The sequence below is a fragment of the Halomonas sp. PAMB 3264 genome, assembly GCF_031954245.1.
Classification (GTDB): domain Bacteria; phylum Pseudomonadota; class Gammaproteobacteria; order Pseudomonadales; family Halomonadaceae; genus Vreelandella.
This window is the reverse complement of record NZ_CP134866.1, coordinates 2078019-2103062: the sequence shown is the minus strand read 5'-3', so window position 1 is coordinate 2103062 and position 25044 is coordinate 2078019. Positions and strand designations below refer to the sequence as shown.

Below are 25044 nucleotides of genomic sequence, written 5' to 3'. Positions count from 1 at the left end.
TTAAAACGCACAAGGCCCTGTTTACGCACCTTGTTCTTGCTCGCATTACGACGGTTTTCTACTGGTCATGCGAATGGCTGCTGGGAAGCTTAACAACGGTTTTTGTGCGCTGCAACATGAGCGCTTTCGAAGAGCCATGTAGGGGCTAGCCGAACGCACGAATGGCGTTATCAATCGGCTCGACGTTGTCGATAGCCGCTCCAGTGGCTAGGGTAAAGTGGGTAGTTTGCTAAACGCGTCAATGCCAGCCGAACGAGCGGCTCGCTCTTAAGGAGAAAACGTATGGAAACACGTATCGAGCGCGACAGCATGGGAGAGCTCGAGGTACCGGCAAGCGCGCTGTATGGCGCTCAAACCCAGCGGGCGATCAATAACTTTCCGGTATCGAACACGCCGATGCCCACCGCCTTCGTCCACGCGGTGGCCCGCATCAAGCTTGCCGCTGCGCGCAGCAACCTCTCGCTTGGCCACCTCGACGAGCCGCGCGCCCGCGCCATCGAGAAAGCCGCTCAGGCGGTGATCGACGGCGAGCACGACGACCAGTTCCCCATCGATGTCTACCAGACCGGCTCCGGCACCTCGACCAACATGAACGTCAACGAGGTGCTGGCGACCCTTGCCTCCCGTGAAGGCGTCGAGGTCACCCCCAACGATCACGTCAACATGGGGCAGTCGAGCAACGACGTCATCCCCAGCGCCATTCACGTCGCCGCCGCGATCGCCGTCAAGGAGTCGCTGCGCCCGGCACTGTTGACCCTGCGCGATGCGATCGACCAGCGTGCCGAGGAGCTCAAGAACGTCGTCAAGACCGGGCGCACCCACCTGATGGATGCCATGCCGCTGCGTATGGATCAGGAGCTTGGCGCGTGGTCGAGCCAGGTCGGCCAGGCCATCGAGCGTTTTGATAGCGCCATGACGCGCTTACAGCGCCTGGCCCAGGGCGGTACCGCCGTGGGCACCGGTATCAACGCGCCGGAAGGCTTTTCCGAGAAGATGGCCGAAGAGCTCAGCCGTCAGACCGGGCTTTCGTTTACGCCCAACGACAGCTTTTTCGCCAGTCTTTCGAGTCAGGACGCCGCCGTCGAACTTTCGGGCCAGCTCAAGGGGTTTGCCTGCGTAGTGATGAAGATCGCCAACGACCTTCGCTGGATGAACTCCGGGCCGCTCGCGGGGCTTGGGGAAATTGAACTCGAGGCGCTGCAGCCGGGAAGTTCCATCATGCCGGGTAAGGTGAATCCGGTGATTCCCGAATCCGCGGCCCAGGCAGCTGCCCAGGTGATCGGCCTCGATAGCGCTATCACCGTGGCCGGGCAAAGCGGTAACTTTCAGCTCAACGTCATGCTGCCGCTGGTGGCCTCGAATCTTCTAAGCTCAATCACGCTAATGAGCAATACCGCAAGCCTTCTGGCCACCCGCGCGATCGCCACCTTCAAGGTACGCGAGGATCATCTGCAGGAGCCGCTGGCGCGAAATCCCATCCTCGTGACCGCGCTCAACAGCACCATCGGCTACAACGCCGCCGCCGCGGTCGCCAAGAAGGCGTACCAGGCACGGCGGCCGATCATCGATGTGGCAGAGGAGGAGACCGATCTGGATCGCGAGACCCTCGAGCGACTGCTTGATCCGGCCGTGCTGACTAAAGGCGGCGTTCCGGAGTGAGCCAACGGGCAGGGCGGGTTACTTCTCCTGTTTCTCCGTCTTGCCCTCAACAATCGTCTCGTCGGCCTCTTCACGCTCCTCTTCGCTTGCATCCGGCGTTGGCTGCTCGTCCTGACGAGAAGGTCGATAGCAGAAGGTGGCGAGAATCGGGAAGTGGTCCGAGCCAAATCCTTCCAGTCGATGCATGTCGACCAAAGTGAAGTGCTCGGTGACGAAAATATGGTCCAGCGGCCAGCGCATGAACGGATAGTTGGCATGAAAGGTGCTGAACATGCCGCGCCCGCGGCGTGGGTCGAGCATGCCGCCTACGCGACAGAAGCGCCGCGTGGTACGCGACCAGGCGACATCGTTGAGATCCCCCGCGACCAGGGAGGGTTTCGGATCTTCGTGGATGTGTTTACCTACCCATAAAAGTTCGGCATCGCGCCATAATGACTTGTCACTTTCGCTGGGGGCAGGTGGGCGTGGGTGAACTGCGTAAAGGCGTATCCGCGCGCCGCTTGCCAGCGTAACGTAAGTGTGCACCGACGGAATGTCGTCCTGGATCAGCCATTTGACTTCGGTGTCGGTCAATTCGAGGCGCGAATAGAGGTGCATGCCGTAAAGATTGTCCAGCGGTACTCGAACGCTATATGGCCATCTTTCGTTCAGGGCAGCGTCGAGCTGGTCGCCCCACCACTGATCCGATTCAAGCGTTAAAACGATGTCCGGCTGATTCGTTTCGATCAACTCGATCAGACCCTTGGCATTGCGGTTGGGCGTCAGCACGTTGGAGACCAACAACTTGAGGGTTTGATCTTCAGGCGGGTTTTTTGCGTTTTGAACCTCAAGAGGCCAGAGTTTCGTCCAGGGCAGTATGTAGCCGACCTGCACGAACAGGGCGATCAGCGAGAAAATGCCGGCGACGGAGCGCCAATGGCCGGGGTCGAGCAGGAAATAAACGGCCAAGGCGTTTAAAAGGGCGGCGATGGCGATTTGAACACGGGGAAATTCGAAGCTGCGAACAAGCCACCATCGCAGACGAATGTGCGGGACCGCCGTGACCAGCAGCAAGAGCAGCGAAATGCCGCCCAACAAGAGCTCAGGCAAACCAGCCTCCTTAACATGGGATAAACAATACACGAGTAAGCTTAGCTGGCTGTCGAAAGACGTGTCGATGTAAAAGAGAACTTTCTTTTCAACACTCTATAAAAAAGCGTTCGATAAAAAAACGGTTGCAATTACGCCGTGAAAAGATAGAATACGCACCGCACTGAAGGACCATAGCTCAGTTGGTTAGAGCGCCACGTTGACATCGTGGAGGTCGGCGGTTCAAATCCGCCTGGTCCTACCATCTGCCGCTTTCAGGCAGTGAATCGGTGAATAGTGAAGGACCATAGCTCAGTTGGTTAGAGCGCCACGTTGACATCGTGGAGGTCGGCGGTTCAAATCCGCCTGGTCCTACCAGAATTCAAAAACGCCCCGGCCTTTTGGTCGGGGCGTTTTGCGTTGCGTGGAAAGTAAAACCGTCAGGCCGCGCTGCCGGGCAGGGGCAGGTCGGTGCGCGCGATGAACGTCGCGACCAGTGACTCGATGCCGGCTTGATCTTCCTGGCTGAAGCGAGCGGGCTCTGGGCTATCGATATCGAGTACGCCCCACACCTTGCCACCGACCACGATGGGGACGACCAGCTCCGCGTTCGAGGCGGCGTCGCAGGCGATGTGATCCGCCACGGCGTGCACGTCGTCGACCCGCTGGGTCGTTTGAGTACGCGCTGCTGCCCCGCACACGCCCTTGCTGAAGGGTATCGGGTTGCAGGCGGGCTTGCCTTGAAACGGGCCCAGACTCAAAAGTTCGGGCGTTTGCTGCAAATAAAAGCCGACCCAATTGAGTGAGTCGAGCGCTTCCATGATGAAGGCGCAGGTCTGAGCGGTATTGGTCAGCCAGTCGCGGGTGTCGAGCAGCGACTCGAGCTGGCGATTCAACAGTGCGTAGTCGGCGCAGGCCATGGGCGGGCCTCCTTGATCTCTTGAAATGAAACAGGTCGGCCATAAAGGCCGACCTGCTGAATGCCCGGTCTCATGAGGCCGGTTTGTCATTGCCGTGAGCGGTTATTCGGTCCAGCCGGGTACCGCGCCGCCCTGGAACAGCTCCTCGGCTTTTTCGATCACTTCATCGCGCTGGTAGGCGTCGACGAGCTGCTGGATCTCTTCTCGCTCCTCGTCACCGCTTCTTACCGCGATCAGGTTGACGTAGGGCGACTCTGCACCTTCGCGCACCAGCGCATCGTCCAGGTTCAGGCCTGCCGGCTGGGCGAAGGTGTTGTTGATGAACGCCATGTCGACGTCCGGCAGAATGCGCGGAAGCTGAGCGGCTTCGATTTCGCGGAAGCGAAAATCGCGCGGGTTCTCGGCGATGTCGATCGGCGTCGCTTCCAGGTTCTCCGGGTCGTTGAGCGTGATCAGGCCTTCGTTATGCATCAGAATCAGCGAGCGGCCTTCGTTGGTCGGATCGTTGGGCAGCGCGATCTGGGCGCCGTTCGGCAGCTCATCGAGGCTCTCGTACTTCTCCGAGTAGGCGCCAATCGGGTAGACGAAGGTGTAGCCGGCGGCGACCAGGTCGTAGCCGCGGTCACTGTTCATCGTTTCGAGGTAGGGCGCGTGCTGGTAAGCGTTGGCGTCCAGGCTACCGTCGGCAAGAGCGGCGTTCGGCGTGACGTAGTCGGTGAACTCGATGATCTCGACGTCGAGGTTGTACTCATCCTTGGCGATACGCGCGGCAACCTGCATCACTTCGGTTTCCGGGCCGGCCACGGTACCCATTTTGATGCTTTTGGCTTCCTGCGCGTTGGCGACGTTGATCGCCAGGGCCAGCGCGGTCAAACCGCCGAGTAGCTGCTTTTGCATGATGTCTCTCCTGTTAACGGGCGTAACGATTCTAACGTAATGGGTATTATAGCAATAAAAAACCGGCCCATAATGCTTTCGAGTTATATATGTGCCATGCCGGCCGATTTCAAGGCGCTATTTACGGTCGCTCTTGCGCACCAGATAGTCGCCCAGGCTCTGAAAACCCTGCACCATGACCACCAGCACGACCACCGTGACCAGCATGATGGTGGGGTTGAAGCGATTGTAGCCGTAGCGAATGCCCAAATCCCCCAGCCCGCCGCCACCGACCGCGCCGGCCATCGCGGAGTAGCTCACCAGCGTCACTACGGTAATGGTGAGGCCGGTGATGATGCCGCCGCGCGCCTCGGGGATCAGCACCTTGCAGATGATCTGCCAAGGGGTGGCGCCCATCGCCTGGGCGGATTCGACCAACCCGGGCGAGATTTCGTTGAGTGCGCCTTCGATCAGGCGTGCCACGAACGGAATCGCCGCGATGGTTAGCGGCACCGAGGCGGCGTTGATGCCGATCGAGGTGCCCACCAGCATGCGCGTGAACGGAATGATGGCGACCATCAGAATGATGAAGGGGATCGAGCGGCCGATGTTGGTGACAAGGCTCAGCACCTGGTTGAGCACCGGCATCGCCATAATCTGGCGCGGGCGGGTCACGTAGAGCAGCACGCCGAGTGGCAGACCTAAAAGCGTCGCGATGACCCCGGAGACCGCGACCATATAGAGCGTATCGAGCGTGGCCTGGAGAACAAGATCAAACATCGCGCTGGACATAGCCTAGTACCTCTACCTGTAGTTGATGCGCTTGAAGATACGCCATGGCTTGTTGGGTCTGCTCGGGGCTTCCCAAAAGCTCGGCGATCATCAGCCCCAGCGTGCGCTCCTGAATGGATTCGACCTTGGCCTGCAGAATGCTGACATCGACACTGCACTCGCGGGCGAGGCGCGAAATGAGCGGCGTGGAAACCGCATCGCCCGAGAACGTCAGACGCACGACCGGATGGCTCTGCGGCCCCTGGGTGTCGGAGAGTCTTGCGATCAGCTCCTTGGGCGGGCTGAGCTGCAAGAAGTCGTTGAGAAACTCGCGGCCGAGCCGCGTACTGGGGGCAGTGAAAAAGTCGCCGACATCGGCGTCCTCGACCAGCTCGCCGCCGGAGATCAGGCTGACCCGGTGGCAGATCGACTTCACCACCTCCATTTCATGGGTGATCAGCAGAATCGTGATGCCAAGTTTTTGGTTGATATCGCGCAGAAGCTCGAGAATCGAGCTGGTCGTTTGCGGGTCGAGCGCCGAGGTCGCCTCGTCGCACAACAGCACCTGGGGGTTGCTCGCCAGCGCCCGGGCGATCGCCACGCGCTGCTTCTGGCCGCCGGAGAGCTGGGCGGGGTACATGCGAGCCTTGTCGACGAGTCCCACCATTTCCAAAAGCGGCGTGACGCGCGTTTTGATATCGGCGCGCTTTTGACCCATCAGTTCCAGGGGCAGGGCGACGTTGTCGAAGACCGTGCGCGTGGTCAGCAGGTTGAAGTGCTGAAAGATCATGCCGATGCGGTGGCGAGTGCGGTTGAGCTCACGCCGCTTGAGGGTGGTGATGTCGCGGCCGTCGAGTGAAACGCGGCCTTCACTCGGGCGCTCGAGCAGGTTGACGCAGCGAATCAGCGTCGACTTGCCAGCGCCGGAAAGCCCGATCACGCCGTGAATGGCGCCTCTTGGAACGGTGAGATTGACGTTCTTGAGGGCGTGGACCGCGCGGGGGCCGCTGCCGAAGGTTTTACTGACGTTACTAAGTTCGATCATGGCGTCTGCCTTTATGTGAGGCCGAAGACGGGAAGTGGCGGGGTTAAAAAAAGGGTTAAAACAAAGGGGCTAAAACAGAAAAGCCACCCCGACGGGTGGCCATCAATGCTGGGCTCGCCCTTTTAGCTGCACTTCACCGCCGTTGGCTGGTGGACGCCCGCAATCCGGGTATAAATCGGCGTCTATCGTCGTTGCGGCGAAAGTCTAAATAGCCCCCGGCGGGTTGTCAACGTAGACCAGGTGCCAAGCGGTGACTGACAAAATCGGTCGCGATCGGCGCACGGGCAAGCGTTTTGAGTGCCGTTATCGCGCATTCAGCAGGAATGCGCTATTGCCAACAATCGATACAAACGCACTTTGGCCTGGCCGGCTTAAAAGGCGATAATGACGCTTTAATCCCGGCCCTCGATGGTCGGGCGCCAATCAGGGGGAGTGATGTTTACAGGTATCGTGCAGGGAGTCGCTCGCGTGGTCGAAGTGCGCGAGCTCAAGGAGTTTCGAACCCACGTGGTGGCGCTCGAGGCGCCGCTCAACGAAGGGCTCGAGCTCGGGGCGTCGGTATCGCATAACGGCGTATGTCTGACCGTCACCGCAATCGACGGCGAGCGGGTCAGCTTCGATTTGATGCGCGAAACGCTCAGGCTGACCAATCTTGGTGCGCTTGGGGTCGGCGACTGCGTTAATATAGAGCGCGCCGCGCGCTTTGGTGATGAGATCGGCGGCCATTCGATGTCCGGTCACATCATCAGCATGGCGGACGTGGTGGCCATTGATGAAGCGCCCAACAACCGCCGGCTCTGGTTCTCGATGCCCGCAAGTTTCGGGCGTTTCGTGTTCGAGAAGGGCTATATCGGCGTCGACGGTATCAGCCTTACCGTGGGCGACGTTCGTCCGGCCGGCGAGCGTGTGGAGTTCAGCGTCAACCTGATTCCCGAGACGCTCGAGCGCACGGTGTTGGGTGAGCGCCTACCGGGGTCTCGGGTGAATATCGAAATCGACCCGCAAACCCAGGTCATCGTCGAAACCGTCGAGCGGGTGCTGGCAGCGCGCGGGTGAGCCCGACGTAGCGCAGGGGCACACGGCGTTGGTCGGGCCGGTTTGACCGAACGGTTAATACATGGCCTGAAGCTTGCTAGACAGTGAGTGGCAACGAAACGGCGGGCTTGCCCGCACTCATGAGCGGCGCACTACCGGCTCGCATCGGTTTGGGGCTTTCGGTAGACTGTGCGGCTTTTCTTGGCAAAGGGCGCAGGGATCACAACGATATGAAGGGTCTGGATAACTATTTCAAGCTCACCGAGCAAAACACCAGTGTCAAAACCGAGGTGATCGCGGGCATCACCACGTTTTTGACCATGGCCTACATCATCTTCGTCAATCCGAGCATCCTGTCGGAAGCGGGGATGGACTACGGCGCGGTGTTCGTGGCGACCTGTGTCGCCGCCGCCATCGGCTGTTTCGTGATGGGGCTCTGGGCCAACTACCCCATCGCCCAGGCGCCGGGCATGGGCCTCAACGCCTTCTTCACCTACGGCGTGGTACTGGGAATGGGCTACACCTGGGAGGCGGCGCTCGGCGCGGTGTTCCTTTCAGGCTTGACCTTCTTTTTGCTGAGTATCTTCAAGATTCGCGAGTGGATCATCAACTCCATTCCGATGTCTTTGCGCCTCGGTATCGCGGCGGGTATCGGACTGTTTCTGGCCATGATCGCGCTCAAGAACGCCGGTATCGTGGTGGAAAACCCGGCAACGCTGGTGTCGCTGGGCGATTTGACCCAGCCCTCCGCCATCTACGCGATGGTGGGCTTTTTCGTGATCACCGCTCTTGCTTATCGAAACGTCACCGGCGCGGTGATGATCGGGATTCTCGGTGTGACCGTAGTCTCGATGGCGCTTGGTCATAATCAGTACGGCGGGTTGATGTCGATGCCGCCGTCCATTGCGCCGACCTTCATGGCGATGGATCTGGCGGGCGCGCTGGACGTGGCGATGCTCAGCGTCATCTTCGCCTTTCTGTTCGTCGATTTGTTCGACACCTCCGGCACCCTGGTCGGCGTTGCCCACCGCGGCAAGCTTCTGGACAAGGACGGCAAACTTCCGCGCATCGGTCGCGCGATGATGGCGGACAGCACCGCGTCCATGTCCGGCGCGGTACTCGGCACCTCGACCACGACGAGCTACATCGAATCCACCGCGGGCATCGCCTCCGGCGGGCGCACGGGCCTCACCGCCGTGGTGGTTGGTGTGTTGTTCTTGATCAGTCTGTTCTTCGCCCCGCTCGCCGGCTCGATTCCCACCTACGCCACCGCCGGCGCGCTTTTATACGTAGCGGTGCTGATGGCGGGAAGCCTGGCCCATGCCAACTGGGACGATGCCACCGACGCAGCCCCCGTGCTGATCGCCGCGCTCGCCATGCCGCTTACGTTCTCCATCGCCGACGGCATCGCGCTTGGGTTCATCAGCTTCGTGGGCATCAAAGTGCTCTCCGGGCGCTTTGCGGATCTCAATCCGGCGGTGGTCGTGCTGGGGATTCTGTTCGCAGTTAAATTCTTCTTTTTCGGCTAGGCAGGCGCCTGGCCTTTTACCAACCCATGAGAGACGCGATGAGCATCTACGGCGACTACATCAAGTCCGTTATTCGCACGGTTCCCGACTGGCCTGAACAGGGCGTCAATTTTCGCGACATTACCCCTTTGCTACAAAACAGCTCGGCTTTTCGTAAACTGATCGATAGCTTCGTGCACCGCTATCAGGACATGGATCTGGATGCCATCGCAGCGATCGATGCGCGCGGTTTCATCATCGGCGCGCCGCTGGCCTACGAGCTTGGCTGCAGCTTCGTGCCGGTACGCAAGAAGGGCAAACTGCCGTTCAAGACCATCAGCGAAACCTATACGCTGGAGTACGGTCACTCCGAAGTGGAGCTTCACGCCGATGCCTTCGAACAGCAGGATCGCATTCTGCTGATGGACGATCTGATCGCCACCGGCGGTACCATGCTCGCCGCCGCCAACCTGATCCAAAGAAGCGGTGGTCAGGTCGTGGAAACCTCGACGATCATCGATCTGCCGGAGCTTGGTGGCTCGCAAAAGATTCGCGACGCAGGCTTTAGCGTATTCGCGGTATGTTCCTTCAACGAAGACGAGTGACGCCCCCATGAGCAGCGAACGTTACCATCAGCATTTCACGGTTTCCTGGGACCAGCTTCACCGCGACGTGCGCGCCCTGTGCCATCAGCTCATCGAGCGCGACTTCAAGGGGATCGTTGCGATCACTCGGGGTGGGCTGATTCCTGCCGCGCTCATCGCCCGCGAGCTCAACATTCGCCTGATCGATACGGTCTGCATCAAAAGCTATGACCACATGGATCAGGGCGGGCTTGGTGTATTGAAAGGCGTCGATCATGACGGCGATGGTTGGCTTCTGGTCGACGACCTGGTCGATACTGGCAAGACCGCTCGCGCGGTGCGCGAAATGCTGCCCAAGGCGCACTTCGTCACCATTTACGCCAAGCCCGACGGCCGTCCGCTGGTCGATCAATACCTGACCGAAGTCGGCCAAAACTGTTGGATCCAGTTTCCCTGGGACATGGGCGTTGCCTATGTCGAGCCGCTCGCCGACCAAATCAAAAAGTGAGATGAGATGACCGACCCTTTACCGACAGAGTGGAGTCAGTGGCTGGGCCAGGAGTTTCAGGCCGATTACATGGCCTCGCTCAAGGCGTTTCTGGCCGAAGAGAAAGCGGCGAAAAAGGTGATTTACCCGCACTCCTCGAACTGGTTTCGTGCCTTCGAGCTGACGCCGCTTTCACAGGTAAAGGTCGTTATTCTGGGTCAGGACCCGTATCACGGGCCCAATCAGGCCCATGGGCTCTGCTTTTCGGTCATGCCTGGCGTGCCGGTGCCGCCGTCGCTGGTCAATATTTACAAAGAGCTTGAAAGCGACGTCGGCTTTACGCCGGTCAACCACGGCTTTCTGGAAGACTGGGCAAAACAGGGCGTGCTGCTTTTGAACACCGCCTTGACCGTCGAGCGCGGTAATGCCGCCTCGCATCGCGGCAAGGGGTGGGAGGGTTTCACCGACGCGGCAATCAAAACGGTGAGTGAGCACGCCGAGCCGTGCGTTTTCCTGCTGTGGGGTAGTCACGCCCGACAGAAGAAAGCGCTGATCGATCAGTCGCGGCATTTGATTCTGGAATCACCGCACCCGTCGCCGCTGTCGGCCCATCGCGGTTTTCTGGGGAATCGTCATTTCTCCCAGGCCAATCGTTTCCTGGAAGAGCAGGGGCGCGCGCCGATCACCTGGCAATTGCCCGCGACCCCTTAACCTTGCCCCCGGTTGCGGGTAGAATAGCGCGCAATTTTGCGCCGGCCGGGCGCTTTTAACCCTGCAGTGAGGTAGTTCCATGAGTGTTTACGCCATTAATCATCCGCTCGTCCAGCACAAGTTGGGCCTCATGCGGGAAGGAGGTCTGAGCACCAAGAGCTTTCGCGAACTGGCAGGGGAAGTGGCCAAACTGCTGACCTACGAAGCGACCAAGGATCTCGAGATCGAGGATCACGAGATCGAGGGCTGGAACGGCGAGCGCATCAAGACCCAGCGCTTGAAGGGCAAGAAGGTCACCGTCGTGCCGATTCTGCGCGCAGGCCTTGGCATGCTCGAAGGTGTCACCGACCTGATCCCGAGCGCCCGGGTCAGCGTGGTCGGGCTTTATCGCGATGAAGAGACGCTCCAGCCGGTACCCTATTTTTCCAAGTTCGCCAACGATATCGAAGAGCGTATGGCGATCGTCATCGACCCGATGCTCGCCACCGGCGGCTCGATGATCGCCACGCTCGACATGCTGCGCGAGCGCGGCTGCGAAAGCATGAAAGTGATCGTGCTGGTCGCTGCGCCGGAAGGAATCGAGCGCGTGCGCGAGGCGCACCCGGATATCGATATCTACACCGCCTCCGTCGATGAGCGCCTGGACGAGAACGGCTATATCGTGCCGGGGTTGGGCGACGCCGGCGACAAGATCTTCGGAACGCGCTGATCGCGTTTTATACCGTGCCCCTTGCGCTTTGCGCCGGGGGCTTTTTTTTGGGTGGCCACTATGAGCCGCCCGCATCGCAACTGATAACGCCGGTGCCCGTTGGGTACCCAGAGTACGTTAAGGAACGTGATATGAGTACCGCTTCATCCCGTGAGTCCTGGCCCAGAACGCTTCTGACCGGCGCCCAGATGCTCTTCGTGGCCTTTGGCGCGCTGGTGCTGGTGCCGCTTTTGACCGGTCTTGACCCGAGTGTGGCGCTGTTCACCGCCGGCGTGGGTACGCTGGTCTTTCACGGCGTGACCCGTCAAAGCGTGCCGGTGTTTCTGGCGTCATCCTTTGCCTTCATTGCGCCGATTCAAGGCTCGATTGCCCACTTTGGCGTCTCGGCGACGCTTGGCGGGCTGATCGCCGCGGGTCTTGTTTATACCGTTATCTCGCAAATCGTTCGTCTAAAAGGGGTGGGGTGGCTGAATCGACTGCTGCCGCCGGTCGTGGTGGGGCCGGTGATCATGGTGATCGGCCTTGCCCTGGCACCGACGGCGGTGAGTATGGCGGTGGGGGATACCAGCGATAACATCGGCTACGGTCAAGCGATCTTTCTCTCCATGGCGAGCCTTTTCGTCACCCTGGTGCTGGCGGTGTTCGGTCGCGGGCTTCTACGCCTGGTGCCGATCATGGGTGGGGTCGTCACCGGCTATACGCTGGCGCTGATCATGGGCGTGGTCGACTTCACGCCCATCCGCGAGGCGGCCTGGCTGTCGGTACCGGCCTTCACCGCGCCGAGCTTTCACTGGGCGGCGATTCTGTTCATGATTCCCGTGGCGATCGCCCCGGCGGTCGAGCATATTGGCGACATGGTGGCGATCGGCTCGGTCACGCGGCAAAACTATCTGGAAAAGCCCGGCCTGCATCGCACGCTGTTGGGCGACGGCCTGGCCACCATGGTGGCGGCGCTGTTCGGCGGCCCGCCCAACACGACCTACTCGGAAGTCACTGGCGCCGTCACGCTCACCCGCGCGTTCAACCCGATCTACATGATCGTCGCCGCCGTGCTGGCGATTCTGCTGGCCTTTATCAGCAAGCTCGGCGCGCTTTTACTCACCATTCCCGGCCCGGTCATGGGCGGCATCATGACGCTGCTGTTCGGTTCGATCGCGGTGGTGGGCATGAACACCCTGGTGCGCGCGGGGCAGTCGCTGACCGAGCCGCGCAACCTGGTCGTGGTGTCACTGATCCTGGTATTCGGTATTGGCGGCATGCAGTTTGGCGGCGGCCAGTTCACCCTTCAGGGCGTTAGCCTGGCCGCGCTGGTCGGTATCGTGCTTAATGCCATTCTTCCCCCGGAAAAAGAGCTCGCCTAGGCGGGCGTGGAGATGCTCTTGCAACCCATCAGTGCGCCGTTTCCGGTGCTGGGCGTGGCGGCCTGGAGCGGAACGGGCAAGACAACGCTTCTGACCGAACTTTTGCCGCGCCTTAAAAAGGCCGGCCTGAACGTGGGTGTGATCAAGCACGCCCACCACGCCTTCGATATCGACAAGCCCGGTAAGGATAGTTACCGGCTTCGCGAGGCCGGCGCCGCGCCGATGCTGGTGGCATCCAACCAGCGCTACGCGCTGATGCAGGAGACGCCGGCGCAGAGGCAAGCCGGCCAGGAAGGGCCCGATCTTTTACACCTGCTGTCACTCATGGCGGCACACCGGCCGGACCTGGTCATCGTCGAGGGTTTCAAGACCTGGCCGCTTTCCAAGCTCGTGCTCTACCGCGATGGCATTGGCGATGAGTCGATTATACAAAGCGACAACGTGGTGGCGGTGGCGCTCAAGGGCGAAGCCCCCGAGCGGCTTGACGCTTCTATCCCGCAGCTAAACCTTGATAACATCGACGAGATCGCGCGCTGGGTACTCGAATGGACCCGCGCGCACCGTGACGAGAGCACCCAATGACCAGGGATAACGACATGCAGCTGACGCATCTGAACGCCCAGGGCGAAGCCAATATGGTGGATATCGCCGATAAAGAGGAGTCCCGCCGGGAAGCGGTGGCGTCAGGGCGCATCGTCATGGCGCTGGCTACGCTCAAGCTCTTGAGCGACGGCGAGCTTCCCAAGGGCGATGTGCTGGCCACGGCGCGTATCGCCGGTATTCAGGCAGCCAAGCGCACCTCTGAACTGATTCCGCTGTGTCACTCGCTGTCGCTGAGCAAGGTGAGCGTCGACTTTACGCTCGATTTCGACACCGGCGCGGTGAATGTCGAGGCGCTTTGCCGGCTCAGCGGGCGTACCGGTGTCGAAATGGAGGCGCTAACCGCGGTGTCGGTGGCGTGCCTGACGCTTTACGACATGTGCAAGGCGGTCGACAAGGAGATGCGCATCGAGGCGATCCAGCTCGAGAGCAAGCAGGGTGGGGTGCGCGGCGACTACCAGCGCCAGAATGGGCCGATCGTCACCGGTGAGGGTAACCCGGGCGAGGTGAGCGTGGGCGAGCGCTGTAGCGTGTCGCCCTGCGTACGGGTCAAGTTTCTGGCCGAGCTGCGTGAGCAGGTCGGCGAAAGTGATCTATCGCTGTCGCTTTCTGATCTCGAAAGCCGCGACGTGGCCGGGCTCAAGGCGTACCTGAAGGCGCGCGACGCGAGCTTTTCCGCACTGGCGGACAAGCGCACGCTCTGCGCCGTCAACCAGGTGATGGCCAACGATAGCGCGCCAATCACCGATAAAGACGAGATCGCCTTTTTCCCGCCAGTTACCGGAGGCTGAATGCTGACGCCTTCATCTGAGCAAGCGCTCGCTTCGGGCGCGGATACGCCGCCTATTTACATCCGCGTGCAGCAGGAGGCCTTCGTTTTTGATGAGGGCTACGAGGCGCTCATCGAACATCGTCAGGATGTCGGGGCGCTGGTGAGCTTCACCGGCCTCGTGCGCGATTTCAACGAAACGCCGGACGTCACGGGGCTGACGCTCGAGCACTATCCGGGCATGACCGAAAAGGCGCTCACCGATATCGCGGTGGAGGCCGCTTCGCGCTGGGCGCTCAAAGGCGTGGTGATTGTGCACCGGGTCGGGCATCTGCGCCCGGGGGATCCGATCGTACAAGTGGTGGTGGCCAGCGCTCACCGGCGCGACGCCTTCAGTGCCTGCGACTTCATCATGGATATTCTCAAGACCCGCGCACCCTTCTGGAAAAAGGAGCACTCGCGCCAGGGCGATTACTGGGTCAAGGAGCGCGCCACCGATTTTGACGATGCCGCGCGCTGGTAGGAGGCGATCAAGGAGGGCGCTCGTAGACGCGTGTAAGGGGCTACCCGGCTCAAGCGCCGGGCGGCTCGGTCGCCATGATCTGAAGGTGCACCTCCGGCAGATGCTGGCAGTGGTGTCCCAGCCAGCGAACCAGCCCCGGCGTCAGTGCTTCTCTGAGTTCGGCGAGGGAGTCGACTTCGATTTCGTCGAGCCGCTCGTCGAGCCAATCGCTAAAGCTCTCTTCGTCGATGGGGCTGGCGCCACTGGCGTCGAGCATCAAACGCCCGATACGCTGCCAGCCGGTCTCAGAAGCGCATACCGGCAGTGCCAGAAACAGCGTGCCGCGCCGCGCGCCGCTCGACTGGCCGTCCGCAAGCCCGGGGTGGCGCGTCACGCTGTTTTGATCCACCACCTGGGGCAACTGCGGGTGGCGCGCCTCAACGCGTAACCCTTCGTTATCCAGACACAGCATATCGCCATTGACCGGGGCCAGCGGCGCCTTGATGCCGAGCTCTTGCGCCAGCGCCTGGTGCGCCTGCTGATGCACCGTTTCGCCGTGAACCGGCAGCAGCGCGGTGGGCCGAACCCAGCGGTAGAGCGTTTTGAGCTCCTCCTGGGCGGGATGGCCGGTGGCGTGAAGCTCCGGGTGGTTGTTCTCGTCGAAAAGCTGAACGCCGAGCTGAGTGAAACGCTTCTTGAGCGCCGCGATCGGGCGCTCGTTGCCGGGAATCGCCTTGGCGGAAAAAATGACGTTATCGCCGGCTTCCAGGTCCATGAACGGGTGGCGGCCCTGGGCCAGGCGCTGGAGCGCGGCGCGCGGCTCGCCCTGGCTTCCGGTGGCGATCACCACCACTTCGTCCGGCGGCAGATAGCCCAGGTCCTGGGGCGGCACCAGCGGCGGAAAATCGTCGAGATAGCCAAGACCGCGGGCCACACCGACCATGCGCTCCATCGAGCGGCCCATCAGGCTCACACGGCGCCCGCTTTGGGCCGCCGCCTGGCCGATCGCCCACACACGCGCCAGATTGCTGGCAAAGCAGGAGACCACCACGCGCCCGGTACAGGCCTTGAGCGTTTGCGTCAGCGCGTTGGCCACCGAACCTTCGCTGCCGGCACTGCCCGGAAGCGGCGCGTTGGTCGAATCACCCACCACCAGATCCAGCGGTGCCAGCGCCTGAAAGTGCGCCGGGTCGACGCTCGGCCCGATCAAAGGCGTCGGGTCGAGCTTCCAGTCGCCGGTGTGCAATACCCGGTAGCCGCCGGCGAGCATAATGATCGCGCAGCTCTCGGGAATCGAGTGGGTCATCAGTAAATAGCGCAGCGTGAACGGGCCCTCTTCGAGGGCATCGTTGGGCTCGATCACGCGAATCGCGGCGCTTGAAAGATTGTGTTCGGCAAACTTGTGACGGAGTAACCCGGCGGCCAGGGGCGTGGCGTAGATCGGGCACTGCCATTTGGGCCAAAGCCAGGCGACCGCGCCGATGTGATCCTCATGGCCATGGGTGATGTAGAGCGCTTTAGGGGTAATCTCAAGCTCGGCCAGCGTATCGGTGCTGGGCACCTGTAGCGGAGCGCTGGGAAGATCCTGTCGAATCATCATCCCGCAATCAATGGCGATCCAGTGACCATCGAAACCATAAAGCGTCAGGTTCATTCCTATTTCACCGCAGCCCCCAAGCGGCAAAATGCGCAGGGGCGGTCGGCGTCGGGGGCGAAGTTGAACGCGGGATGGATCCATTGATTTTGAACAGCCTGAAAAGTAAGACTTTAACTATACGGTAAGGCGGGGGCGGCTAACAATCCTGGCAGTGTTCCCGATCGCCGCTTGCGCTACACTAACGCCCCCCAAGGCCTCAACGGTTCTTGACGACCCCGTCGGGTCGCGTCTTCGAAACGTGTATCAAGAGTGTATTCATGTCGCATTATTACCGTTTAGTGGTTTCCTGCCCCGATCAGGTAGGCATCGTGGCGCGCGTGTCGAGCTTCATTGCTCAGCACGGCGGCTCCATCACCGAGGCGAGCCAGCACTCGGATCTGCAAACGGGCCGATTTTTCATGCGCTACGAGATTCTCGCCGACTCCATCGGCATGAGCGCGGCCGAGCTCGAACAGGCGTTTGCGCCCATCGCCAACGCGTTTTCGATGCAGTGGGCGCTGGTCGATACCCAAAAGCGGCGCCGGGTCGTGATCATGGTGTCGAAAGAGTCCCACTGCCTGGTCGATCTGCTCTACCGCTGGCAGGCTGGCGAGCTCGACTGCGACATCGTGGGCATCATCTCCAACCACCCGGACATGCGCGCGCTAAGCGAGTGGTACGGGATCGATTATCACCACATCGCGGTCGACCCCAGCGACAAGCAGCCCGCGTTCGATGCGGTGCAGCGCCAAGTCGAGGCGCTCGAGGCGGACTGCATCGTGCTGGCGCGCTACATGCAGATTTTGCCGCCGGCGCTCTGTAGCCAATACGCCGGCCAGATCATCAACATCCACCACAGCTTTTTGCCGTCGTTTGCCGGTGCCAAGCCCTATCACCAGGCGTTCGAGCGCGGCGTGAAGCTGATCGGCGCGACCTGCCACTACGTGACCGAAGAGCTTGACGCCGGCCCGATCATCGAACAGGACATCCACCGCGTCAGCCACTGTCACACGCCCACGGATCTGGTGCGCTTTGGCCGCGACGTGGAGAAGTCCGTGCTCGCCCGCGGGCTCAGGTGGCACCTGGAAGATCGCGTGCTGATCGACGGCAACAAGACGGTCGTCTTCAACTAAAAAACGGGGCACGAAAGTGCCCCGTTTTTGGTTTATAAGCTTGAGGATGACAATACGGGCCGCCGTGCCGGGCTGCCCGTAGCGAGGGTCTTTCGCCATGGATGGCGAAAGTAGCGCCCAGGGAAGGGTTCACAGCGCCCTCGCGCAGGGTTGCCCGGCACCGCCACATTTCCTGTCTCAATCGATAGGTCAATTAACCCAGCGCCTGGCCACTGCCGCCGCGAATCACGCCAACGCCGACACCTTCGATATCGAGCTGCTGGGTGCGAAGGTCGATTTCGATCGGGGCGAAATCGCTGTTCTCGGCGTGCAGCGTGACCTGGTGGCCGTCGCGGCGAAAACGCTTGACGGTGACTTCGTCCTCCAGGCGCGCCACGACGATCTGGCCGTCGCGTACCCGCTCGGTGCGGTGTACCGCCAGCAGGTCGCCTTCCAGAATGCCGATATCCTTCATCGACAGCCCGCGCACGCGCAGCAGGTAGTCGGCCTTCGGCGTGAAATACTCCGCCGGCAGCGGGCAGTAACGATCGATGTGTTCGGCGGCCAGAATCGGGCTGCCCGCGGCCACTTCGCCGATGATCGGCAGCCCCTGGGTCGCGGATTCGACGCTGTCGCTGGCCTCAGCGGCGGATTCCGGCGCTTCCACCCCTTCCTGATTGGGCAGGCGGATGCCGCGGGAGGTGTGGCGAATGATACGGATGGCGCCCTTGCGCTCGAGCGCGCGCAGGTGCTCTTCGGCCGCGTTGGGTGAGCGAAAGCCCAGCGCTTTGGCGATTTCAGCGCGGGTGGGTGGGTAGCCGTACTCGTTCATGGTCTTCACGATAAAATCGAATACGTGCTGCTGACGAACGGTAAGAGGACGAGGCATGGCTGACTCCAGGGTAAAAGGTAACTATAAAAATGACTTAAATATATGTGTTTAAGTATACAGTATGTTCCTCTGTCCAGTATATGACTCAAGCCACGGATTATAAAGCCGTTCGCCTTTAAAAGAGGGCATATCAGGGTTTCGCACGATTGAGCCCGGCGTTTTAATGACCTACTATTTCGCGATGTTTTAAACACTCGTTTTCTGGAGGGCGCCATGGCGCAGTCTGATACCGTCACGCGTATTCTGGATACGGCGGAGGTGCTGTTCGCCGAGCGTGGCTTTGCAGAGACCTCTCTGCGCAACATCACCAGCAAGGCGCGGGTGAACCTGGCGGCGGTGAACTACCACTTCGGTTCGAAAAAGGCGCTGATTCAGGCGGTGTTTGCGCGCTATCTCGACCCCTTCAGCCAACGCTTTCACGAAGCGCTGGATGAGCTGCACGCCCGCTATGGTGATGATGAGATTCCTCTGGAAGTACTGCTCGAAACCATGGCCACGACGGTGTTGACCGTGCCGGCCGAGCGCAACAGCTTGAAAGTGTTCATGCGCCTGCTGGGGCTCGCCTACAGTCAGGCTCAGGGCCACCTTCGCCGCTATATCCAGGAGCAGTACGGCGATGTCTTCACTCGCTTTGTCGAGCTCGTTCGCCGCGCCACGCCTGGCCTGCCCGACGCCGAGCGCTTCTGGCGGCTGCACTTCATGCTCGGCACGGTGATTTTCACGCTCTCCGGGCTCGATGCGCTGCGCGACATCGCGGCCAAGGAGTACAACGAGCAGGTCTCGGTACGTGATCTGGTGCGCCGACTGCGCCCGGTGGTCGTTGCCGCCATGAACGCGCCGCTTCCCCCGGCGATCGAGGAGGCTCATCATGGCCACGCCCATTCTGGCTGAGCTGCCGCCAATCGAGGCGCCATGGCTTGAAATCGACCTCACCGAGCAGCGCCTTCGCGCCTGGCAGGGAACGCGGGTGGTTCACGAATGCTCGGTGTCGTCCGGTGCAAACGGGGTGGGGCAACACGAAGGCAGCGGCCAGACGCCTGGCGGCTGGCACTACGTGCGCGCCTCGATCGGCCAGGGCCTGCCGGAAAACGCGGTGTTTCGCGGGCGCCGCTTTACCGGTGAAGTTTTTAGTCCCACTTTGGGTGAACAAAATCCTGATCGTGACTGGATTTTGACGCGTATTCTTTGGCTCTGCGGGCTCGAGCCCGGGGTCAACCGTGGCGGATCCGTCGACTCCCAACGCCGCTATATCTATCTGCACGGCACTCCACCACATGAGCCCATGGGCGTTGCGGCGTCCCACGGCTGTGTGCGCCTGAGAAATCAGGACCTGCTGTGGATATTCGAGGTCGCCGTGCCGGGTACGCCGGTTTGGCTTCATACCTGACCCACGACCCGCCGGTTTTGTTTGAGCGCGGCGATCGACTAGAATGAGCGCCCGTTTTGCTGGATAGATGCCGATGACGCAACCGCTTGGCCCGGTCATGCTCGACCTCGAAGGGCCCTTTATCACGCGCGCCGAAAAAGCGCTTCTGGCCGATACCGCCGTGGGCGGGGTGATCCTGTTTGCACGCAACGTCGAAAGCGCCGAGCAGGTCAGCGCACTGTGCCAGGACATCCGCCGCATTCGACCCGATCTGCTGCTCGGTATCGACCAGGAGGGCGGTCGTGTCCAGCGCATCAAATCCGGCGTGACGCGCCTGCCTGCCATGGCGCGTATCGGCGAGCTTTACGCCGAAGACCCGGAGCAGGGCGGGCAGCTGGCAAGCGACACCGGCTGGTTGTTGGGCATGGAGATGGCCGCCTGCGGGCTCGACCTGAGCTTCGCGCCGGTGCTCGATGTGGAGAGCGGAGTGTCGAGCGTGATCGGCGATCGCAGCTTCAGCGACAACCCGGAGCACGTCGCCGCGCTCGGCGCTCGCTTCATCCACGGCCTCCACGAGGCGGGCATGGCCGCCATCGGCAAGCACTTTCCCGGCCACGGCGGCATCGAAGCCGACACCCACGTGACGCTTGCGGAAGATTCCCGCTCCCTTGCCGCGCTCAAGGCCCGGGATCTGTTGCCATTTACCCGCCTGGCCTCGCAGCTCGACGGCGTCATGCCCGCTCACGTGGTGTATTCGGCGTTCGATCCGCGCCCGGCGGGCTTCTCTCCCGCCTGGCTTGGGATGCTCAGAGAATCGCTCGGTTTCAAGGGCGCCATCTTTTCTGATGATCTCACCATGGCTGGGGCCCACGTAGCGGGCAGCCCCGTCGATCGCGCCCAGGCGGCGCTGGCCGCGGGCTGCGACATGCTTTTGGTATGCAACGACCGCGACGCCGCGCTCGAGGTGGTAGGTCACTGCCAGGCGCTTGGCAACAAGCGCATCGGCAAGTTGCGCTACGCCCGCGCGCGGCCGGATCTCAAGGCGCTGTCCGCGCTCAAGCGCTGGCGCCGCACGAATGCAAGGCTTGGCGAGCTGGTCGATTAACACACGGCGCGCCCAACTCGACACCTCTTTAGACTCTCGAAGCGCGGGCGGCTGATCGCGCTTCGTTTTTTTGCTACCGCTACCGGAGCCCATGATGGCCAAACTCGATAAAGAAGCGCTCGAATCATTGGATTCGATGCGCGAACTGATGGATAACGCCGACTGCCTGATCACCCAGGCGCAGGTCGAAGAGGCGCTGGACCGCATGGCAGAGGCCATTACCGCGGATTTGGGCGACAAGCTGCCGGTTTTTTACTGCGTGATGAACGGCGGACTGATCACCACCGGCCACCTGCTGACGCGTCTGGGCTTTCCGCTGGAAGTGGATTACCTGCACGCCACGCGCTATCGCAACGAGCTGCGCGGCGGCGAGCTTTTCTGGCGCGTCTCGCCGGAGGTGCCGATGGCCGGGCGTCACGTGGTGATCATCGACGATATTCTCGATGAAGGCGCCACGCTCGCCGCGATTTTGAAGTATTGCGAAGAGGCCCAGGCGGCCAGCGTCACGACCGCGGTGCTGGTCGATAAAAAGCACGATCGCAAGGCCGTGCCCGGGCTCAAGGCGGACTACTGTGGCCTGGAGGTGGCGGACCGCTATGTGTTCGGCTTTGGCATGGATTACAAGGGCTACTGGCGCAACGCCCCGGGCATCTTTGCGCCCAAGGGCCTTTGAGGCGTTTTTGATCGTACTGTTTAACGGGGTGAGAAGCGCCGCGCCAGTCCCGTTTCAGCGATCATGCGCGTCGAGATCTCCTCGATCGAGAAGCGCGTGGTGTCGATAAACGGAATGCTCATCGCCCGGTAGAGCGACGCCGCCTGTTCGACCTCCTGCACGCACTGATCGATCGAGCTGTAGCGGCTGTTCGGGCGGCGCTCGTTGCGAATCGCCGAGAGCCGTCGCGGGTCGATGGTCAGCCCAAAAAGCTTGTGGCGGTGCGGGGCGAGCACCCTGGGAAGCTTGAGGCTTCCGTCCTCGTCCAGATCGTCGTCGGTCAGCGGGTAATTGGCCGCACGGATGCCGAATTGCAGCGCGAGATACAGTGAGGTGGGGGTCTTGCCACAGCGCGACACGCCCACCAGGATCACGTCCGCCTGATCGTACTGGTGGGTGCGCGCGCCATCGTCGTTATCGAGCGCAAAGTGCACCGAGTGGATGCGATCCATGTAAACGTCGTCGCTGCCGATGGCGTGGGTGCGGCCCACGCTGTAAGAGGAGTGGGTCGCAAGCTCCTGCTCCAGCGGCTCGAGGAAGGTCGAAAAGACGTCGACCTTGAAGCCTTCGGCGCGACGGATCACATCGCGAATGTCCTGATCGACGATGGTGTCGATGATGATCGGGCGCTGGCCGTCGCGGTTGGCGGTGGCGTCGATGATGTCTGCCAGCGCCTGGGCCTTTTCGATCGTATCGATGTAGGGCTTGGTCAGCATCGTGATCTCGACGCCGCTGAACTGCGCCAGAAGGCTTCGTCCCAGACTTTCGGCGGTGATGCCCGTCCCGTCGGAAATGAAAAACGCCGTGCGTTTCATGTCGTTCTCCTGCCTGTGAATTCAAGCGCTATTCTTACCGCTTCATCGCGCCAGCACAACGTGTCGCAAACGCGAAGCCAAAGGCCGCTCGCAGGCGCCCGACTACAGAAAAGCCCTTCAATGCCGCTATGTTGTAAAAAACCTTCAGTGACTTGTTACTTAGACTAATGGCGAATACGAGGGGCGGGTGATAGGGTGACACGCTCGATGACAGTGACCGACATGACGGGGTTGCCCCGTCACCTGGTTCAAGGCGCGGTGGACGTTAGCCGTTGAAGACAAAAGGGGTGTTGCGTGCAAGAGTACATTGTGTGGTTCGAGCAGTTGGGCATGAACGACGTCGAGCGCGTGGGCGGCAAGAACGCCTCGCTCGGCGAGATGATCTCCAACCTGGCGGAAGCCGGTGTCACCGTTCCTGGCGGCTTTGCCACCACCGCTCACGCCTATCGCGAATTTCTCGCCCATGAAGGCTTGAACGACCGTATCAACGCGCTGCTGGCGCGTCTGGACGTCGACGACGTTAAGGCGCTTGCCGAGGCGGGTAGCACCATCCGCCAGTGGATCATCGATACGCCGTTGCCGCCGAGTTTCGAGGCCGCGCTGCGCGATGCCTACTCGGCACTTCAGGAGCGCCACCCGAATCTCAAGGCCGCGGTGCGCAGCTCCGCCACCGCGGAAGATTTGCCGGACGCCTCCTTTGCCGGCCAGCAGGAGACCTTCCTCAACATCGAAGGCTTCGATAACGTCAAACGCGCCGTGCACGAAGTGTTCGCCTCCTTGTTCAACGACCGTGCGATCTCCTACCGCGTGCACCGCGGCTACGCCCACGAAAACGTGGCGCTCTCCGCCGGCGTTCAGAAAATGGTGCGCTCGGAAACCGGCGCCTCCGGCGTCATGTTCACTCTCGATACCGAGTCCGGCTACCGTGACGCGGTGTTCGTCACCGCCTCCTGGGGGCTGGGAGAAACCGTGGTGCAGGGCGCGGTCAACCCGGACGAGTTCTACGTTCACAAGCCGACCCTTGAAGCCGGCCGCCCGGCGGTACTGCGCCGCACGCTCGGTTCCAAGTTGATCAAGATGGTTTACGGTGAAAGCGCCAGCGCCGGCAAGTCCGTGGCCACCGTCGACGTGCCGCTTTCCGATCGCGGACGCTTTTGTATCAACGATGAGCAGGTCATGGATCTTGCCCGCCAGGCGATGATTATCGAGAAGCACTACCAGCGGCCAATGGACATCGAGTGGGCGCTGGACGGCGACGACGGCAAGCTCTATATCGTTCAGGCGCGCCCGGAAACCGTGGTTTCCCAGCAGGAGGGCGGCAAGCTCGAGCGCTTCCACCTGAAAGAGAAGGGGCGCAAGCTGATCACCGGGCGCGCCATTGGCCAGCGGATCGGCAGCGGTACGGTCAAGATCGTGATGACGCCGGACGAAATGGACAAGATCCATGACGGCGATATCCTGGTGACCGACATGACCGATCCGGATTGGGAGCCGATCATGAAGCGCGCCTCGGCGATCGTCACCAACCGCGGTGGGCGCACCTGCCACGCGGCGATCATCGCCCGCGAGCTCGGCATTCCCGCGGTCGTGGGCTGTGGCGATGCCACCACGGCGCTGCGCGAGGGTGTGGACGTCACGGTGTCCTGCTCCGAAGGCGACACCGGCAACGTCTACGAAGGACTTCTGGATTACGAGTGCAAGGTGTCGAGCGTCGACGCCATGCCGGACATCCCGTTCAAGATTATGATGAACGTCGGCAACCCGGACCGCGCCTTTGGCTTTGCCGGGCTACCCAGCGCCGGTGTGGGCCTTGCGCGCCTCGAGTTCATCATCAACCGCATGATCGGCGTTCACCCCAAGGCACTTCTGGAGTACGACCGCCAGACGCCGGATCTCAAGCAGGTGATCGACGCTCGCACCGCCGGCTACGATGACCCGGTCAGCTTCTACGTCGACAAGCTCGTCGAGGGTATCTCGACGCTGGCGGCGGCGTTCTATCCGCAGCGCGTGATCGTGCGCCTGTCGGACTTCAAGTCCAACGAGTACGAAAACCTGATCGGCGGCAAGCTTTACGAGCCCGGCGAAGAGAACCCGATGCTCGGCTTTCGCGGCGCTTCGCGCTACGTGTCCGAATCGTTTCGGCCCTGTTTCGAGCTCGAGTGCAAAGCGCTCAAGCGAGTACGCGATGAAATGGGCTTCAAGAACGTCGAGATCATGGTGCCCTTCGTGCGTACGACCGGCGAGGCGAAACAGGTCGTCGAGCTGCTCGCCGCCAACGGCCTGGAGCGCAGCGCCGGCGTGGACGGCCTGAAAGTGATCATGATGTGCGAGCTGCCGGCAAACGCCTTGCTGGCCGACGAGTTTCTGGAGTACTTCGACGGCTTCTCGATCGGCTCCAACGATTTGACCCAGCTAACGCTTGGGCTCGATCGTGACTCCGGTATCGTCGCGCACCTGTTCGACGAGCGTAACGAGGCGGTCAAAAAACTGCTCTCCATGGCGATCCAGGCGTGCAAGGCGAAAGGAAAATACGTCGGCATTTGCGGTCAGGGGCCGTCGGATCATCCGGAGCTTGCCAAATGGCTGATGGAGCAGGGCATCGACTCGGTTTCGCTCAACCCGGACGCGGTGCTGGAAACCTGGTTCATGCTGGCCGGTGAAACCATCGCCTAAATCGATACGTTTTTTAAGCCTCGACCCGCCCGGCCATTGTGCCGGGCGGATGCGTTTTATAGGCTATCTTGTTGAGTGAGTGTCGAACCCCGTTTTTTCCGTTCAGATGTGCCGGCGTTTACGCGTTG

The 25044-nt window shown here is 61.4% G+C and carries 25 protein-coding genes and 2 tRNA genes; 19 read left to right on the top strand and 8 right to left on the bottom strand.

What is annotated here, in order from left to right:
- Nucleotides 1-282: 282 nt before the first annotated feature.
- A complete protein-coding gene (locus RN347_RS09465) occupies nucleotides 283-1659 on the top strand; it encodes a class II fumarate hydratase (RefSeq protein WP_311958006.1) in 1377 nt (458 codons plus the stop codon).
- A gap of 18 nt (nucleotides 1660-1677) precedes the next feature.
- Here the strand turns inward: RN347_RS09465 and RN347_RS09460 are convergent, their stop codons facing one another.
- A complete protein-coding gene (locus RN347_RS09460) occupies nucleotides 1678-2748 on the bottom strand; it encodes an endonuclease/exonuclease/phosphatase family protein (protein ID WP_311958005.1) in 1071 nt (356 codons plus the stop codon).
- A gap of 167 nt (nucleotides 2749-2915) precedes the next feature.
- Between RN347_RS09460 and RN347_RS09455 the strand changes: the two genes are divergently transcribed.
- Nucleotides 2916-2992 (top strand) — tRNA-Val (locus RN347_RS09455).
- Nucleotides 2993-3028: 36 nt separating this feature from the next.
- Nucleotides 3029-3105: transfer RNA gene (locus RN347_RS09450), tRNA-Val, on the top strand.
- Between the two features lie 62 nt (nucleotides 3106-3167).
- Here RN347_RS09450 and RN347_RS09445 read toward each other — a convergent pair.
- The 4 genes from RN347_RS09445 to RN347_RS09430 all read right to left on the bottom strand — a co-directional run bounded on the left by RN347_RS09445 (nucleotide 3168) and on the right by RN347_RS09430 (nucleotide 6339).
- Entirely contained in the window at nucleotides 3168-3647 is a 480-nt protein-coding gene (locus tag RN347_RS09445) for a GAF domain-containing protein (protein WP_311958004.1), read from the bottom strand.
- Between the two features lie 102 nt (nucleotides 3648-3749).
- Nucleotides 3750-4544 carry a MetQ/NlpA family ABC transporter substrate-binding protein gene (locus RN347_RS09440; protein WP_311958003.1) on the bottom strand — a complete coding sequence of 265 codons (795 nt, stop codon included), beginning with the start codon at nucleotides 4542-4544 and terminating at the stop codon, nucleotides 3750-3752.
- Between the two features lie 117 nt (nucleotides 4545-4661).
- Nucleotides 4662-5315: a methionine ABC transporter permease gene (locus RN347_RS09435; protein ID WP_263587045.1), complete on the bottom strand. Its 654-nt coding sequence runs from the start codon at nucleotides 5313-5315 to the stop codon at nucleotides 4662-4664.
- A complete protein-coding gene (locus tag RN347_RS09430; protein ID WP_311958002.1) occupies nucleotides 5296-6339 on the bottom strand; it encodes a methionine ABC transporter ATP-binding protein in 1044 nt (347 codons plus the stop codon). The genes RN347_RS09435 and RN347_RS09430 overlap by 20 nt, the downstream gene beginning before the upstream one ends.
- A gap of 435 nt (nucleotides 6340-6774) precedes the next feature.
- Between RN347_RS09430 and RN347_RS09425 the strand changes: the two genes are divergently transcribed.
- The 10 genes from RN347_RS09425 (at nucleotide 6775) to moaE (ending at nucleotide 14626) form a co-directional block, all read left to right on the top strand.
- Nucleotides 6775-7395 (top strand): riboflavin synthase subunit alpha, encoded by a 621-nt coding sequence (locus tag RN347_RS09425; RefSeq protein WP_311958001.1) that lies wholly within the window; start codon nucleotides 6775-6777, stop codon nucleotides 7393-7395.
- Between the two features lie 209 nt (nucleotides 7396-7604).
- Complete coding sequence (locus RN347_RS09420) at nucleotides 7605-8903, top strand: NCS2 family permease (protein ID WP_311958000.1); 1299 nt, start codon at nucleotides 7605-7607, stop codon at nucleotides 8901-8903.
- Nucleotides 8904-8941: 38 nt separating this feature from the next.
- On the top strand, nucleotides 8942-9487 hold the full coding sequence (locus RN347_RS09415) for an adenine phosphoribosyltransferase (protein ID WP_252109226.1): 546 nt from the start codon (nucleotides 8942-8944) through the stop codon (nucleotides 9485-9487).
- 7 nt (nucleotides 9488-9494) lie between these two features.
- Nucleotides 9495-9974 carry a xanthine phosphoribosyltransferase gene (gpt, locus tag RN347_RS09410; RefSeq protein WP_252109225.1) on the top strand — a complete coding sequence of 160 codons (480 nt, stop codon included), beginning with the start codon at nucleotides 9495-9497 and terminating at the stop codon, nucleotides 9972-9974.
- Nucleotides 9975-9980: 6 nt separating this feature from the next.
- Nucleotides 9981-10664, top strand: a complete 684-nt coding sequence (gene ung, locus RN347_RS09405; RefSeq protein WP_263587049.1) for a uracil-DNA glycosylase — start codon at nucleotides 9981-9983, stop codon at nucleotides 10662-10664.
- Between the two features lie 79 nt (nucleotides 10665-10743).
- Nucleotides 10744-11373: a uracil phosphoribosyltransferase gene (gene upp / locus RN347_RS09400; protein WP_252109223.1), complete on the top strand. Its 630-nt coding sequence runs from the start codon at nucleotides 10744-10746 to the stop codon at nucleotides 11371-11373.
- Between the two features lie 131 nt (nucleotides 11374-11504).
- Entirely contained in the window at nucleotides 11505-12734 is a 1230-nt protein-coding gene (locus tag RN347_RS09395) for a uracil-xanthine permease family protein (RefSeq protein ID WP_311957999.1), read from the top strand.
- Nucleotides 12735-12746: 12 nt separating this feature from the next.
- Nucleotides 12747-13316: a molybdopterin-guanine dinucleotide biosynthesis protein B gene (mobB, locus tag RN347_RS09390; RefSeq protein WP_311957998.1), complete on the top strand. Its 570-nt coding sequence runs from the start codon at nucleotides 12747-12749 to the stop codon at nucleotides 13314-13316.
- 14 nt (nucleotides 13317-13330) lie between these two features.
- On the top strand, nucleotides 13331-14125 hold the full coding sequence (gene moaC, locus RN347_RS09385) for a cyclic pyranopterin monophosphate synthase MoaC (protein ID WP_311960843.1): 795 nt from the start codon (nucleotides 13331-13333) through the stop codon (nucleotides 14123-14125).
- On the top strand, nucleotides 14126-14626 hold the full coding sequence (gene moaE / locus RN347_RS09380; protein ID WP_311957997.1) for a molybdopterin synthase catalytic subunit MoaE: 501 nt from the start codon (nucleotides 14126-14128) through the stop codon (nucleotides 14624-14626).
- Between the two features lie 49 nt (nucleotides 14627-14675).
- Here moaE and RN347_RS09375 read toward each other — a convergent pair whose 3' ends face one another.
- Entirely contained in the window at nucleotides 14676-16259 is a 1584-nt protein-coding gene (locus RN347_RS09375) for a ribonuclease J (protein WP_311957996.1), read from the bottom strand.
- A gap of 260 nt (nucleotides 16260-16519) precedes the next feature.
- Here RN347_RS09375 and purU point away from each other — a divergent pair, with 260 nt between their 5' ends.
- Nucleotides 16520-17374, top strand: coding sequence for a formyltetrahydrofolate deformylase (purU, locus tag RN347_RS09370; protein ID WP_263587053.1), 855 nt, complete (start codon nucleotides 16520-16522; stop codon nucleotides 17372-17374).
- Between the two features lie 193 nt (nucleotides 17375-17567).
- Here purU and lexA read toward each other — a convergent pair whose 3' ends face one another.
- A complete protein-coding gene (lexA, locus tag RN347_RS09365) occupies nucleotides 17568-18242 on the bottom strand; it encodes a transcriptional repressor LexA (RefSeq protein ID WP_311957995.1) in 675 nt (224 codons plus the stop codon).
- Nucleotides 18243-18458: 216 nt separating this feature from the next.
- Between lexA and RN347_RS09360 the strand changes: the two genes are divergently transcribed.
- From RN347_RS09360 to RN347_RS09345, 4 genes are all read left to right on the top strand, one after another.
- Nucleotides 18459-19136: a TetR/AcrR family transcriptional regulator gene (locus RN347_RS09360; RefSeq protein ID WP_263587055.1), complete on the top strand. Its 678-nt coding sequence runs from the start codon at nucleotides 18459-18461 to the stop codon at nucleotides 19134-19136.
- Nucleotides 19114-19632 (top strand): L,D-transpeptidase, encoded by a 519-nt coding sequence (locus RN347_RS09355; protein WP_311957994.1) that lies wholly within the window; start codon nucleotides 19114-19116, stop codon nucleotides 19630-19632. The genes RN347_RS09360 and RN347_RS09355 overlap by 23 nt, the downstream gene beginning before the upstream one ends.
- A 73-nt stretch (nucleotides 19633-19705) precedes the next feature.
- Nucleotides 19706-20716 carry a beta-N-acetylhexosaminidase gene (nagZ, locus tag RN347_RS09350; RefSeq protein WP_311957993.1) on the top strand — a complete coding sequence of 337 codons (1011 nt, stop codon included), beginning with the start codon at nucleotides 19706-19708 and terminating at the stop codon, nucleotides 20714-20716.
- Between the two features lie 94 nt (nucleotides 20717-20810).
- Entirely contained in the window at nucleotides 20811-21389 is a 579-nt protein-coding gene (locus RN347_RS09345; RefSeq protein WP_263587058.1) for a hypoxanthine-guanine phosphoribosyltransferase, read from the top strand.
- Nucleotides 21390-21409: 20 nt separating this feature from the next.
- On the opposite strand, the gene RN347_RS09340 is transcribed toward RN347_RS09345, so the two are convergent.
- A complete protein-coding gene (locus RN347_RS09340) occupies nucleotides 21410-22243 on the bottom strand; it encodes a pyruvate, water dikinase regulatory protein (protein ID WP_263587059.1) in 834 nt (277 codons plus the stop codon).
- Nucleotides 22244-22537: 294 nt separating this feature from the next.
- On the opposite strand from RN347_RS09340, the gene ppsA reads away from it, so the two are divergent.
- Nucleotides 22538-24916 carry a phosphoenolpyruvate synthase gene (ppsA, locus tag RN347_RS09335; RefSeq protein ID WP_311957992.1) on the top strand — a complete coding sequence of 793 codons (2379 nt, stop codon included), beginning with the start codon at nucleotides 22538-22540 and terminating at the stop codon, nucleotides 24914-24916.
- The last annotated feature ends 128 nt before the right edge of the window (nucleotides 24917-25044 follow it).

Coding starts and splice junctions, on each gene's coding strand:
- RN347_RS09465 (WP_311958006.1), top strand. CDS start 283: ATGGAAACACGTATCGAGCGCGACAGCATGGGAGAGCTCGAGGTACCG.
- RN347_RS09445 (WP_311958004.1), bottom strand. CDS start 3,647: ATGGCCTGCGCCGACTACGCACTGTTGAATCGCCAGCTCGAGTCGCTG.
- RN347_RS09440 (WP_311958003.1), bottom strand. CDS start 4,544: ATGCAAAAGCAGCTACTCGGCGGTTTGACCGCGCTGGCCCTGGCGATC.
- RN347_RS09435 (WP_263587045.1), bottom strand. CDS start 5,315: ATGTCCAGCGCGATGTTTGATCTTGTTCTCCAGGCCACGCTCGATACG.
- RN347_RS09430 (WP_311958002.1), bottom strand. CDS start 6,339: ATGATCGAACTTAGTAACGTCAGTAAAACCTTCGGCAGCGGCCCCCGC.
- RN347_RS09425 (WP_311958001.1), top strand. CDS start 6,775: ATGTTTACAGGTATCGTGCAGGGAGTCGCTCGCGTGGTCGAAGTGCGC.
- RN347_RS09420 (WP_311958000.1), top strand. CDS start 7,605: ATGAAGGGTCTGGATAACTATTTCAAGCTCACCGAGCAAAACACCAGT.
- RN347_RS09415 (WP_252109226.1), top strand. CDS start 8,942: ATGAGCATCTACGGCGACTACATCAAGTCCGTTATTCGCACGGTTCCC.
- gpt (WP_252109225.1), top strand. CDS start 9,495: ATGAGCAGCGAACGTTACCATCAGCATTTCACGGTTTCCTGGGACCAG.
- ung (WP_263587049.1), top strand. CDS start 9,981: ATGACCGACCCTTTACCGACAGAGTGGAGTCAGTGGCTGGGCCAGGAG.
- upp (WP_252109223.1), top strand. CDS start 10,744: ATGAGTGTTTACGCCATTAATCATCCGCTCGTCCAGCACAAGTTGGGC.
- RN347_RS09395 (WP_311957999.1), top strand. CDS start 11,505: ATGAGTACCGCTTCATCCCGTGAGTCCTGGCCCAGAACGCTTCTGACC.
- mobB (WP_311957998.1), top strand. CDS start 12,747: ATGCTCTTGCAACCCATCAGTGCGCCGTTTCCGGTGCTGGGCGTGGCG.
- moaC (WP_311960843.1), top strand. CDS start 13,331: ATGCAGCTGACGCATCTGAACGCCCAGGGCGAAGCCAATATGGTGGAT.
- moaE (WP_311957997.1), top strand. CDS start 14,126: ATGCTGACGCCTTCATCTGAGCAAGCGCTCGCTTCGGGCGCGGATACG.
- RN347_RS09375 (WP_311957996.1), bottom strand. CDS start 16,259: ATGAACCTGACGCTTTATGGTTTCGATGGTCACTGGATCGCCATTGAT.
- purU (WP_263587053.1), top strand. CDS start 16,520: ATGTCGCATTATTACCGTTTAGTGGTTTCCTGCCCCGATCAGGTAGGC.
- lexA (WP_311957995.1), bottom strand. CDS start 18,242: ATGCCTCGTCCTCTTACCGTTCGTCAGCAGCACGTATTCGATTTTATC.
- RN347_RS09360 (WP_263587055.1), top strand. CDS start 18,459: ATGGCGCAGTCTGATACCGTCACGCGTATTCTGGATACGGCGGAGGTG.
- RN347_RS09355 (WP_311957994.1), top strand. CDS start 19,114: ATGGCCACGCCCATTCTGGCTGAGCTGCCGCCAATCGAGGCGCCATGG.
- nagZ (WP_311957993.1), top strand. CDS start 19,706: ATGACGCAACCGCTTGGCCCGGTCATGCTCGACCTCGAAGGGCCCTTT.
- RN347_RS09345 (WP_263587058.1), top strand. CDS start 20,811: ATGGCCAAACTCGATAAAGAAGCGCTCGAATCATTGGATTCGATGCGC.
- RN347_RS09340 (WP_263587059.1), bottom strand. CDS start 22,243: ATGAAACGCACGGCGTTTTTCATTTCCGACGGGACGGGCATCACCGCC.